Below are 12361 nucleotides of genomic sequence, written 5' to 3'. Positions count from 1 at the left end.
GATCAATTCCTAAAATAGGTTTCGTCCAATTGAGCAGCGATCCCATTCAATCTCACTTGCAATTGGTCCAAATATTCATGCATACCTGAAGAAAAAATCTCATCTATGGAGGCATAGTTCATTTCGGAAAGAAGGACACCTACCCTCTTTTCCGTTTCATCTCCATAGCTGTCCTTCTCGCTTCCGCTTAAAATTTTCAGACTATCAAATGCCTTGGACAAACATGAACGTATCGCTCTTGGAAAAATTTTATCCAAGATAAGAAATTCAGCAATATTCTTAGGAGTGATCCTTGTATAAAAACGGTTAAACATCTCATGAGCACTTGCGGATTTCAGAAGAGAAAGCCATTGGATCAAGTCCAATGTGGATCCAACTTCTTCTCTGGCAGGAAGAAGTATAAAATATTTCATGTCCAGGATACGAGTGGTCTTATCTGCTCTTTCCAATAATCTCCCGAGTAATGCAAAATGCCAAACTTCGTCATGAGATATGGTGGCCTCTTGGCAACCGTAGAATAATAAACATTGGTTCCGGATCGCTTTGAAAAATTCTGCAATTCCGGGCATATCCGATTCTTCAAATTTCTTTTTGGATTTGATCGTAAGATAGAATTCGTTGATCACTTCCCACATCGGAGTGGAAATATTTTCTCGGATGGTCCTTGCATTTTCTCTGGCACGAATCAAACAATTCATGATAGAGTTCGGATTTTCAGTATCCAAACTCATAAAATGGATCACATTCTCTTTGCTTGGAGAATTATACTTCCTGGAAAATAATTCATTGTCTCCGGTGGTATACACCAAAGGCATCCATTGTCTGTTGGAGTCCTCGTTTAGATCTAAGGAAAGTTGAAAATTCACATCCAAAAAACGTGAATAATTCTCGGCCCTTTCCATATAACGATTCATCCAGTATACGGATTCAGCGACTCGGCTTAGCATTAGGAAACCTCTCTAGTTTTGTGATGTTTTTCGGTTCCGCTTGGGATATTCCCCTGATTGCCAGTTCTTGATCTTTTTTTGATATTAACCCATCACCCAAGTATCTTTAGAGCCACCACCTTGGGAAGAATTCACAACCAAGGAACCTCTTCTCAATGCGACCCGAGTTAAACCACCTGGCATAACGTAGATCTCTTCTCCATATAAGATAAAAGGTCTTAGATCCACATGTCTTCCTTCCAACTTATCCTCTATCAACGTCGGGATCCTGGATAAACTCAAAACAGGTTGAGCTATATAATTTCGAGGATCGGCTTTTACTTTTTCTACGAATTCCTCTTTTTCTTTTTCACTCGCAACAGGGCCGATGATCATTCCATATCCACCGGCTCCGTTAGCCGCTTTTACAACCAGGTTCCCGATATTCTCACAAACATATTTCAGGTCCTTCTCCCTGGAACATAGATAAGTGGGAACATTCGGAATAATCGGATCTTCTCCCAGATAATACTTAATAAAATCAGGAACATAAGAATAGATCACCTTATCATCGGCTACTCCGGTGCCGGGAGCATTCGCAAGTGCAACATTTCCTTTTTTAAATACCTCGAAAATACCAGGAACACCCAAAAGGGAATCTTTACGGAAAGCCTTAGGATCCATGAATGTATCGTCGATCCTTCTATACAAAACATCCACCTGTTTCAAACCTTTGGTGGTTCTCATATAAAGTTTATCATCTCTAACCGTAAGGTCCGTACCTTCTACCAAAGGAACTCCCATACGAGATGCAAGAAAACTATGTTCGTAATATGCCGAGTTATAGATACCGGGAGTTAAGACTCCGATATTCGGATTCGGCTTGTCGGAAAGATGTTCCAACATTCCACGAAGCCTGATCGGATAATCATAAATAGGCCTAACAGACAGGCTTGCAAAAAGTTCCGGAAAAGTCTTTTTCATTACTTCACGATTTTCTAATACGTAAGAAACGCCGGAAGGACAACGCAAATTATCCTCTAAGACCAACATCTGACCGTCACCGTCACGCACAAGATCCGTTCCAGTAATATGGATCCAAATTCCTTTAGGAGGTTTGATCCCTTTACATTCTTTTAAATAACCGGAACTACTATAAACGATCTCAGCAGGGATCACTCCGTCTTTGATGATCTTCTCATCTCCGTAAATGTCTTGGATGAAAAGATTTAATGCACGGATCCTTTGTTTGAGACCTTCTTCCATTTTTTTCCATTCGAAAGAAGTTACGATCCGAGGAATGATATCGAAAGGCATGATCCTCTCCTCTTCTTCCTCATCCCCATACACATTAAAGGTGATGCCCAAGGAAAGAAGTGCCTTCTCAGCAGATGCCTTCCGCTTCAAAAGCTCCTTATCATCCATGCCTTCGATCCTGGATTTTAAGATATGATAACTCTGGCGAATCCCTCCCTCTTCAGAGAACATTTCGTCGTAAAAGGAATCCGTTTGGTAATTAGTCAGGAGCATAGAATCCTCCTCCCATCTATCTGAAGGAGACTAATTTCGCTCTCAATAAACAAGCAGAAATTAAATTACGCGCTTATTTTTTATACCGATTATTTATCAATGTTCAAATATTAAGCATTTTATTAAGATATTAATCTAAGTGTAGGGAAAGGAATCTGATTTTTCGGGGAAAGAGGGGGAAATTGGATTTTGGGAGAGCGAGGGGATTTTGGGAGCTCGGGCTGTGGATTGGCGCAATTGCGGCGATGCTTTGGGATCTGGGCGGTTTTGCGAATGTGCGCACATGCAATTGGTTGCGCCTGGCTTGACGAACGTGCGCCCATGCGTAACGTTAGGCGCCATAAAGAAAAAATATGCTAATTGATAAAGTAATAATTCATTGGGTTCCACAGAGTGACTCGAAACAGGAAATAAAACTTTCTGAAAGTTTTTCTGAAGTAATAAACCCTGATTTCTGGAAACAGAAGATTGAAGAAGCACAAGAAAAGAAAAATTTCTCCCCAATTGAATTTATCGGAGGAAAACCCGGATTTATTGGAGAGAAAGCAAGATTTCTAAAGGGTGAGAAAAGGCCTGATCAAATAATAAAAATTTCACACGAAATAGCTAAATTTTTGCATTCAAAGCAAAATAGAAAAAACATATCTGATGGATTTCTAATTATTATTAAGGGAAAGAATGATTATGAAAATGAATATGTTTGTTTGCTAAAGTTAGAAGCAATGAGGGGTTCAGAAGCTAAATTTGATGATAAAAGAAAATCATATAATTTGAATGATTTAGAAAATATTCTATTAACTCAAAAAACCAAAGTCTTTAAGCTTGCCATGTTTGTTTTTGATGGTCATTCCTTTTTAGAATCTTATGCTATGGATGATCAGATTAATTCTGATGAAATTGCAACTTTTTGGCTAACTAACTTTCTCCAAGCAAAGAATTTGGAATCTCCTGTGGAATTAACAAAACAATTTATTAGTTTTGTCAGAAAATTTGCTGCCCAAAGTAGGTTGTCGATAGGCGAATCAATAGATTTGTTAACCGGATTGCATGCAGAATTGATTAGCAATCGAAGGACAATTAAACTCATAGATTTTGCATCTGAATATGTTCCTCCAACTTTACTTGAACATTTTAATAACGAAGCACAAAAGAATAAAGTTCCGGAATTTCCAATAAAGAAAGAATTTAGTCCTTTGATGCAAAAGAAGTCAGGCATTCGAAAATTTATATTAGAAGAAGGTATAGTCGTAACTATTCCTCAAGAATTACTTCTAACCAAAAGATTAGCTTCAATTGAACCGAGAGGCCAAAACCGAATTTTAAAAATTCAGGCAAAAATATTAAAGGAAAGATGAGTTTTTCTCACAGCGTCTAACTATCTGCTCTCGTGCTGCGCTTCGGGATTGCTTCGAAACCCTCGCTTGGATCGTCAGACGAAATAACAACAAAATATGCCAAATTACTCAGTAACAACAAAAGTCAGACCGATTAAGAAGATTTTCATTATAGAGAGTCACAATTACGAACAGCTTTGGAAGGTTATACAAATGTGTTCGCGAGAGATTATGGGGATTGAAAATATAATTTTGACTGAGAACTCTTTGATGTTAAATAACACCATGGAAATGATAAAGACGTCTGATCCAGACATCGCAATTAACCTTACTGGACGTTCGAATTCAAGTTTCCAAAAATTGTTAAAACTTAAGGTTATTGATAATAGCTCTACATATAACCTAAATCATATCTCTACTACATTAGATTTATTTGATAATCTGGAGCCATTTATAAATAAGCATACTATATTGCAATCTCCAAGGCCAATCTATTTCAATAGCAATCCGGTCAATTCAGACTTATCTCGTTCCTTCTCAATTAATGTAGGAATAGCGACAAACGAAGAATTAAAAACTCCGATCTTAAACCTTTATTATCAGTCCTCCATTTCTTCTATTGAAGACCTTTTGAAGATTGCTAAACAGCCTAGCCAAAATTTCCTGAACGCATGCGCTATTTATCGCTCGCATGGGCGAGGCTTTAACATTTGGGAAATAAATTACAACGAACAGGCTTATTTTAGATCAGGAAAAAAAAACAGCACTTTATTCGTTGGCTCATTTTCGAATTTTGAAGGGATACTTTATTTTTGGAACACACGGGCCTTATATCCAATGCATCAATGTATGTGGATTCCTGAATTATTTATTGAAACTGATAAATCAATCCTTAATAATTGGACTCACTATGTAAATGTCGGAGATAATGAAATTTTGGATTATTCTGAGTACTTAGACAATTCGGTCATAATAAACTCTAGTAAATATTATTTCGATGATTACATAAGCGAATGGGAAGACTTTTTCAGTTTCCAAACTATTTTCACAGAAGATTTGAGCCTTGCGATTTCTCACCCAAACGAAAAACTATTCTCTGCAAAAGGGTACAATGTCGCCATTGCTTTAGAGATTAGAGGGCTTCCTCATTTTATTTATCCTGCTAATTCTAATATGGGTAATTTGTTTATTACCCATTCCGATTTTTACCCGGAATCATTTTCGAGAATCTCTAAAGTGGGATTAGTGACTTATCACACACAATTTGAACCAGAAAGAGATTATGGAATTGAAATTGTAATCAATATCCCCACTGAGTCAGCACAGATGGACTCTTTTTTAGAGCAATTTACTCCAGATCTAATTATAAAAAAATCAGAAAAGTCAATTATTATTGAAAGGCTCTTAGAACTTGTTGCTGACTCAAGCGGGTTAGAGTTAATCCGAAACTATAAAACTTTTAATTTGCTAGTGAAGCTTACCCCGAAGCGTCTGAGCCGTTTGATATCCGAATTATATAGGAATATAGCTGAAGTAGGCAAAACTGAAAATATAATTGCATCAATTCAGGAATCACTGAATTCGCTTGTAACTCTTACTTCTGATATTTATGCGACACTAGATAGGATGTTCGAAATTTGCAATGTAAAAGCTGAAGAGAGAAGCCTATTCAGTTCATATATAGAACTATTATGGCAAAAAGGTATTTTGTTAAGAGGACGAAATTTCAACTGCCCTACTTGTAATAGGAATATTTGGTTCTTAATCTCCGAGTTGAATAATAATTTAAACTGTTATTGCTGCAAGTCGCCTGTGCAATTGCCAATCTTTTCTGATGGTCGTCCTGTTTCCGATTCATTTAAGTTGAACGAGTTGGTGGCAGTATCGATCGATCAAGGCCAATTTACAACAGCATTGGTTGTTGCCTTTCTTAAAAGACAAAAGTATTATATTTCTAGATTTGGTTTTGCATTGAATGTATATGAAAATGGCAGCAACGCAGAAATGACGGATATTGACTTATTAGTCTTCTTAGGAAAAAATCTAGGCATTTGCGAAATAAAATCTGATAGGATATTTGATTATAAGCAAGCAAAAAAACTTATTAGTCTAAGTTCTAAATTGGGAGTCCGGTTTATTGTCTTTGCTTCATTATTATCGGATGATAATAATGAGTTAGTAAAATTTGTCGAGGAATTGAATTCAATTTCATTAAATATTCCTGTATTTCTACTAACAAAAGAAGCCTTATTCGATCCGAATCCTTATGATTTATCAAGTTTAATTCAAATTGATTCTCACACGCGAAATAAATTCATTTCTGGCGTCTTTGTAGTATCAAAGCTTTAAATGTACTATGTTGTTACTGCGCCAAACTATCGGAGCCTCCACGTCGCTCTGAGATTTCCCCACCCGCGCTCAACCCCCCAGTTTCCAAAAATTTGTCTGCCATACGCTTTTATTCGATATACTATGTAAGGCTTTAATAGCGAGCTTAAAGCTCTCGGCTTTCACCAAGAAATAAGATAAAAAGACTTATGAAAATTCAAAAAATGAAGAATCTCTTCCTTCTATTTTGCCTAACATTCTTATTTACTGAAGATCTTCTAAGTTTAGAAACAAAAGATTCTTGTTTTACTATTTATCCAAATGTATTAGTCAGATCTATTCCGAGTCAAAATGGAAAGATAGTTCGCAAAATAGAACAGTCCTCTTTAATTTACATAGAGGATTACAATACGTCTGAAATATCTAAGGTAGAAATAAGAAACAATTTAATCTCAGGAAACTGGGTAAAAGTTTCCGATGGTTGGATATTTAGCGGATTGATAAAATGTATACCAAAAATCGCATTTACTTTCCCATCATTATATCATGGTGACGAATTACCGTTCAAATCGGATGATCAAGCAGATTGGCTAGCAATATATAATCGCTAGGGTGTTACTAACATATGAAACCTGTCAAAATAAAACTCCTAATCCTCCTCATCCTTCCATTGCTAAATTGTTTAGCAATCCAGAATAAATATATTAATAAAATCGAGTATTTCCCTCAGTCAAATAAATTGGATGTTGATATTAACTTAACAGATGGAGCAGAACTAAATTTAGCGATCCTTAAAAAAGATCAAGACCATATGTTTAAATTTAATTTCCTCTATGAAGGTCAAAACTTAATCATTGGCAAAAGATTGGTCATTCTCATAGACGGAGTTGAAAAGGAATTACTAGTTTTGGATAAAAGCACAAGGTATCATGGCTACGCAAGATCCGGTAGAATTACCGAGCGAATGTCATTGAAAGCAGACAAAGACTTATTCAGCTTAATTTATAATTCCCACTCACTTCAACTTAAGTTAATCGGTGATAATGGAGTTTTATATTTTGAATTAGAGGAATCCGGGCGAGAGCTTCTGGGAAATTTTAAATTAGAAAGTGCAAAATTATTCAATTTAACGTATTAGCAGTTTTCGATTGCGCGGTTGCATGATAATCTCCGCGCCATCCCCTACTTCTTCTTCTCTAACTCTGCCGCGATCTGGCATTCTTTCGGAATCCATTCCTTCTCCACTTGTTTTTGTCGAACATAACCTACCACATGACCCGTGGCGGCCGCGGTTGCAATAAGTGAGTAAGTAAATAAAACTGTATAAGGAGAAGTTGGAAGTAAGTCGGAGATCCCGCCCCCCACATAAGAGCCGTAAGCCGGATATAATGTGCGATATGCTGTCATTTCTTCCGTTTTGTCACAACGATATCTGAAGTATCTAATCGCATCATCCGAGGCTCTAGCCTCAGGGTAGAAGGCCCCAAGTATAGGAACCGCATATCCTAACGCATACAAAGAACGATATTCTCTTTGAGCAAAGTCTTTGGAGTGTCCGCCTTCATGTATTACGACTGCAGGAATATCCGAATACACATGGATTGTATTTGAATATGGATTATAATGGTCCCCACCGAAAATACGACCCACTAAAAGTACATCATTCATCACGTAGGCGAACAAGCCTATGGTCCATTTTAGAATCGGATTTACCGTTTTAGAATCCCAAAGTCTTCTGAAATCATTTCCAGGAGAATACTGATTAAAACGGACTTTAACATCTTTCAGATTATTATCTCGGATATAATCCATCAGATACTTTTTGGTTTCGAAAGATAGCTGGTGATTTTGCATCCTTCGGTCCCAGATCATCACTTTTCCGATTAAACTTTCGATCCAGATCCAACTTCCTATAAAATCTATAACTGAATAAGGTTTTCCCTCTTCGAACTGAGGATTTTCCTCATCAAAATACATTTCATCATTCGGTTGAAACGGCTGGGCAACAGTGTATCTTTTTTCAGTAGAATAATAACAGGATTGAAAAGTCGAACAAGCAAGTAAGAATATTAGAATTTTCTGTTTCATCTTACTTGTTTCCTTTTTTGTTCGGGAGCCGCTTAGCAGTAATAGAATGTTTTTTGATCTCATCCATAAAATCCAAAAGAGCCACTCTGCCCATTTGGTTTAGTTGATCTTCTCTATTTCCTCTATGTCCTAAGTAAGGAAGATGAATGATCCATCCAAGTAAAAGAGGAGCCGTTGCAATGGCCGCCATCATATCTGTGGCGCTGGATTCTATCCCGTCTTTGAATTGGTAATGCCAACTTTTTCCGGAAGAAATAATATCAGCCTCCATTTCCACATTCACTTGATTGTAAGCCCAATAATCTATCGATTCTAATCTGAACTTTTGGATTATGATTTTATGTTTTCCCGGATATTCTTCTTTATGATCGCTCAATTCCTTTCGGATCAGTTTGGAAATTGGTCCGTATAAATTCTCGTAATTTTTTCCCCATCCTGTCCAAGAAGTGAATCCATCCTGATAATATACAAAACAAGAAGGATCTTCGTCCGGAAATTCGACCTCGAAATCCGGATCCTTGGAATCGTAATCCGGAGCCCCAGACCTCACCTCCATCCAATGTTCTTGGATCTCGTGAGCACCTGAAAGAGTTTTGGGAATATGCACCTTGATAGAAGTGCAAGTAGAAAGAAATATTATAAAAAACGAAAATACGGACGAACGAAAATAAGACATGATCGGCAGCTTTATAACCTAAAAGTAGGAAGAAGATTGTAAAGAATAAATTCTAAATCGAAATATGAAGACTTCTATTCAATTTGAAATATCTTTCCATTTAGATCCCGGAATTTCTAAAACGAATTCGGAACCAAATGCAAGGCTCGGGGTCTTAAATCCTTTTCCCCCTTTTCCTGAAAGCACCTTAGCAACTGCGGCGAGAGATGACTCCACCGTGAATTCATAACCTTCTTTACATTCTAAAACTTTGGTGGATCTTTTTCCTTCTTCCGATCGAACTTCTCCCCATACGGTTGTTTTGACTAAGGTTCTCGTTCTTTCTCCCGGGCCTTTGATCGTTTTTCCTACCAATGCCTGGACTCCTTTTAATACAAAAGGAATTTTTAATAAAGAAATGATCGGTTTAAAATAGCGTAACGCGTTTACTTGTCCCGAAGGAATATCGGTATACACATCTATATTTGGAATACCGGTAGAAATATAAGCGGTAAATACATCTCCCCAAGGAATTCCATATACCTTATATGTTTTCCCACCGGCAGCAACTTCCCTTGATCTACTCAGATGTGGAACTCCAACCATCTCACCGTCCCTTCTAATCTTGGAGCCGTAAGGCAATTGAGCGAGTGCACTTTTCATAGTACCTGGTGAAACTTCACTCAATCCCACAAATGCAAGTTCCAAAAACTTAGGTTTAGAAAGTGACTCTTTCAAAGAAGCGGCTAAACAATCGGTTGGAACAATATCAAAACCGACCCCGGGCAAAAGAAGAACTCCTGCCTTCTCCGCTTCTTCTCCTAAAGATTGTAAAGATTCATACACTGGAATTTCTCCGGTGATATCCAGATAATGGACCTTTTTAGAAATACATGCCTTTGCCATTGGCACAGAAGTTTGGATGAACGGTCCTGCGCAATGAAGTACGAGTTGGAATCCTTGGATATTCGAACCGACCTCGTTCGGATTGTTTAAGTCGAAAATTTTATATTCTAAACGCAGTTCGTTTGCGAGCTCTTCTATTTTGTCTCTACTTCTTCCTGCGAGTACAGGTTTTAATCCTCGAGACACTGCTCTTCTTGCGATGAGTTCTCCTGTGTAACCGTTCGCTCCATAAATCATCCATTTTGAAACTGCCATAAGGTAGGAACTACGACATCGATTCCGATTTAGTCAACCTGCATACCACGAACGAGTTAGTTTTTTTCACACAATTGATAGGTAAAGAATTTTCGATTTGGAGTCTGCTTTAGTTTTGGATTGACCTAGTTACTCAACGAGGAATGATAGAGGTTACCGGCTTGTATTATGGAAAAAATAAATCTTATCACAATCGCAATTCCATTCTTCTTTTTGCTGATCGGGTTAGAGCTCGCATTCTCCTGGTATCATAAAAGAAAACTTTATCGTCTGAACGATTCCATCAACGATCTGAGTACTGGTATTTCCAGTCAAATTTTCGGGATCATTTTTAAGACGATCACATTCTTCGCATATCTTTGGGTATATGAGAATTGGAGAATATTCAATCTTCCTTCTTGGCCAAGTGAACCAGTTTCTTGGATGCCTTCTTCCGAAGTATTAGGACTTTCCGCTTCTACTTGGGCTTGGACAATCGTAATAGCGGTTTGGATCAGTTGTTTCGTACTTTATGATCTAGCTTACTATTGGTTGCATAGATTGAGTCATGAGGTTAATTTTCTTTGGGCTGGACATGTGGTTCATCACCAAAGTGAAGAATATAATCTCACTGTTGCATTACGTCAGGCAAGCTTTCATGGATTATTCACTTGGATCTTCTATATTCCTTTGGCAATATTAGGATTTTCTCCTATCGTAATGGTGCTGAACGGACAATTAAATTTGATCTATCAATTCTGGATCCATACAAAAGCGATAGATAAATTCCCTAAATGGTTCGAGGCAATATTCAATACGCCTTCTCACCATAGAGTTCACCACGGTATCAATCCTAAATATATCGACAGAAACCATGGTGGAACACTGATCGTTTTTGACAGATGGTTCGGAACTTTCCAAGCAGAAGAAGAAACTCCTGTTTATGGAACAGTCAAACCTCTCCGCAGTTTTAATCCATTATGGGCAAATATTCATTATTGGATAGAAATGTGGGAACAAGCAAAACAAAGCCCTCGTTTTATTGATAAGATAAAAGCATTCTTAGCAATGCCAGGATGGAGACCTCAGGAATTAGGAGGACAATATCCTATTCCCGAAGTGGATGAGAAAACATTCAAAAAATATGATGTATCTCTTTCTAAAAGTTTAACCGCATACGCAGTAACCTGGTTTGTTCTTACATTGGTCGGAACATTCTCAATGCTCGTAAAAGTGAATTCTATTCCGACAGGATTACTCTATCTGATCTTCTTCTTCAGTATATTCTCCTTAACAACTGTAGGAGGTATTTTAGATCTGAAACGTTGGACATTATACCTGGAACCGATCCGCATCGCTTTCTTGGTAGGAACTGCTTTCCTTTTGGGAGTTTCCTCAGGGACTGCATTTATCGCAGCTGGATTCGGAGCACTTTCTCTCGCATGGTTCTTGTCTCAGAGACATTTATTTGCAGAATGGAAGGATATAGATCCGGTAAAAGAAATCCGTAGCAAAGCCGCTTAATCGGCATATCTTCCACTTCTCCGCTTGGATATAAATCATTTCTAGCGGAGAAGTTTTGCGAATATGGATCCCAACAAAACCGTTTCCTTCGGAAACGAATCTCTCACAGAAAACGGTTATTTTCTTTATCCGAATTTTTTTAGCCCAGAAGAACTGGAGAACGTCCGGAAAATTCTGCTGGATGCAAATTCAAAATGGAAGACCAGATTCCCCGACGAATCCTCCGTTAACAGCGCCTACTTGACTAGTCCCGAGTTCTGCACGGACAATTCGGATAGACTTTCACTTTTCCGCTTCATTTCAGAAGGTAAACTTGTAGAATTTGCAAAAAGTATAATACAAGAAAGGACTTATTTTCTAAACACTCAGTTATTCTTTAATCCAAAGTCGCCCGACAAAAGGAACTATTGGCATAGGGATCTTCAATACTTAGGAGTTCCGGAAGAAGAGCAGAAAAATATCCTGAAGTCCACAAAAGTATTCCATTTTAGGATCCCATTCTATTCCGATCCAGGCTTAGAATTTATCCCAGGTTCTCATACAAGATGGGACAGCGAAGAAGAATACGATGTCCGCTTAGAAAAAAACGGTCATAAAAATTACGAAGACCTACCCGGCTCGGTTTTAGTTTCTCAGAATCCGGGAGATCTGTTAGTATTCTCCGCTCATCTGATTCATAGAGGAATCTACGGTCAAAACAGACATTCATTAGATATTCTTTATACGAATTTTCCGGACAAAAAATCCAATTCAAAAATGTTCCGGCAATTTCCGGATGAGTCTATTCTTTCCAAATTGGAAAACCCTGAAATTTTCGAACAATCAGAAGATTGAAA

The 12361-nt window shown here is 37.7% G+C and carries 11 protein-coding genes; 6 read left to right on the top strand and 5 right to left on the bottom strand.

All coding sequences use genetic code 11. The annotated features are described in order from the left end of the window. Positions 1-2 precede the first annotated feature (2 nt). Positions 3-947, bottom strand: coding sequence for an alpha-E domain-containing protein (locus EHO58_RS18145; protein ID WP_135627394.1), 945 nt, complete (start codon positions 945-947; stop codon positions 3-5). An 84-nt stretch (positions 948-1031) separates the two neighbouring features. Next, a complete protein-coding gene (locus EHO58_RS18140) occupies positions 1032-2456 on the bottom strand; it encodes a circularly permuted type 2 ATP-grasp protein (RefSeq protein WP_135627395.1) in 1425 nt (474 codons plus the stop codon). A gap of 353 nt (positions 2457-2809) precedes the next feature. Here EHO58_RS18140 and EHO58_RS18135 point away from each other — a divergent pair, with 353 nt between their 5' ends. The 4 genes from EHO58_RS18135 (at position 2810) to EHO58_RS18120 (ending at position 7256) form a co-directional block, all read left to right on the top strand. Beyond that, positions 2810-3811: a nucleoid-associated protein gene (locus tag EHO58_RS18135; protein ID WP_135680860.1), complete on the top strand. Its 1002-nt coding sequence runs from the start codon at positions 2810-2812 to the stop codon at positions 3809-3811. A 210-nt stretch (positions 3812-4021) separates the two neighbouring features. Next, positions 4022-6139, top strand: a complete 2118-nt coding sequence (locus tag EHO58_RS18130) for a hypothetical protein (RefSeq protein WP_135680859.1) — start codon at positions 4022-4024, stop codon at positions 6137-6139. 188 nt (positions 6140-6327) lie between these two features. After that, on the top strand, positions 6328-6729 hold the full coding sequence (locus EHO58_RS18125) for a hypothetical protein (RefSeq protein WP_135680858.1): 402 nt from the start codon (positions 6328-6330) through the stop codon (positions 6727-6729). Positions 6730-6743: 14 nt separating this feature from the next. Further along, on the top strand, positions 6744-7256 hold the full coding sequence (locus EHO58_RS18120) for a hypothetical protein (protein WP_135680857.1): 513 nt from the start codon (positions 6744-6746) through the stop codon (positions 7254-7256). A gap of 44 nt (positions 7257-7300) precedes the next feature. Here the strand turns inward: EHO58_RS18120 and EHO58_RS18115 are convergent, their stop codons facing one another. The 3 genes from EHO58_RS18115 to EHO58_RS18105 form a co-directional block, all read right to left on the bottom strand. Continuing rightward, a complete protein-coding gene (locus EHO58_RS18115; protein WP_208728861.1) occupies positions 7301-8206 on the bottom strand; it encodes a hypothetical protein in 906 nt (301 codons plus the stop codon). Between the two features lies 1 nt (position 8207). Then, positions 8208-8882 carry a hypothetical protein gene (locus EHO58_RS18110; protein ID WP_244241228.1) on the bottom strand — a complete coding sequence of 225 codons (675 nt, stop codon included), beginning with the start codon at positions 8880-8882 and terminating at the stop codon, positions 8208-8210. 78 nt (positions 8883-8960) lie between these two features. After that, positions 8961-10022: a saccharopine dehydrogenase family protein gene (locus tag EHO58_RS18105; protein WP_135680856.1), complete on the bottom strand. Its 1062-nt coding sequence runs from the start codon at positions 10020-10022 to the stop codon at positions 8961-8963. Positions 10023-10190: 168 nt separating this feature from the next. Between EHO58_RS18105 and EHO58_RS18100 the strand changes: the two genes are divergently transcribed. Beyond that, positions 10191-11525, top strand: a complete 1335-nt coding sequence (locus tag EHO58_RS18100) for a sterol desaturase family protein (RefSeq protein WP_135680855.1) — start codon at positions 10191-10193, stop codon at positions 11523-11525. Between the two features lie 63 nt (positions 11526-11588). Beyond that, positions 11589-12359, top strand: coding sequence for a phytanoyl-CoA dioxygenase family protein (locus tag EHO58_RS18095; protein WP_135680854.1), 771 nt, complete (start codon positions 11589-11591; stop codon positions 12357-12359). The last annotated feature ends 2 nt before the right edge of the window (positions 12360-12361 follow it).

This window comes from Leptospira selangorensis, assembly GCF_004769405.1.
GTDB lineage: Bacteria > Spirochaetota > Leptospiria > Leptospirales > Leptospiraceae > Leptospira_B > Leptospira_B selangorensis.
Note: the sequence above shows the minus strand (reverse complement) of the source record. Positions and strands in the feature narration are given on the sequence as shown.

Excerpts from the sequence above, each read along its gene's own strand:
- EHO58_RS18145 (WP_135627394.1), bottom strand. The coding sequence starts at position 947 with ATGCTAAGCCGAGTCGCTGAATCCGTATACTGGATGAATCGTTATATG.
- EHO58_RS18140 (WP_135627395.1), bottom strand. The coding sequence starts at position 2,456 with ATGCTCCTGACTAATTACCAAACGGATTCCTTTTACGACGAAATGTTC.
- EHO58_RS18135 (WP_135680860.1), top strand. The coding sequence starts at position 2,810 with ATGCTAATTGATAAAGTAATAATTCATTGGGTTCCACAGAGTGACTCG.
- EHO58_RS18130 (WP_135680859.1), top strand. The coding sequence starts at position 4,022 with ATGGGGATTGAAAATATAATTTTGACTGAGAACTCTTTGATGTTAAAT.
- EHO58_RS18125 (WP_135680858.1), top strand. The coding sequence starts at position 6,328 with ATGAAAATTCAAAAAATGAAGAATCTCTTCCTTCTATTTTGCCTAACA.
- EHO58_RS18120 (WP_135680857.1), top strand. The coding sequence starts at position 6,744 with ATGAAACCTGTCAAAATAAAACTCCTAATCCTCCTCATCCTTCCATTG.
- EHO58_RS18115 (WP_208728861.1), bottom strand. The coding sequence starts at position 8,206 with ATGAAACAGAAAATTCTAATATTCTTACTTGCTTGTTCGACTTTTCAA.
- EHO58_RS18110 (WP_244241228.1), bottom strand. The coding sequence starts at position 8,882 with ATGTCTTATTTTCGTTCGTCCGTATTTTCGTTTTTTATAATATTTCTT.
- EHO58_RS18105 (WP_135680856.1), bottom strand. The coding sequence starts at position 10,022 with ATGGCAGTTTCAAAATGGATGATTTATGGAGCGAACGGTTACACAGGA.
- EHO58_RS18100 (WP_135680855.1), top strand. The coding sequence starts at position 10,191 with ATGGAAAAAATAAATCTTATCACAATCGCAATTCCATTCTTCTTTTTG.
- EHO58_RS18095 (WP_135680854.1), top strand. The coding sequence starts at position 11,589 with ATGGATCCCAACAAAACCGTTTCCTTCGGAAACGAATCTCTCACAGAA.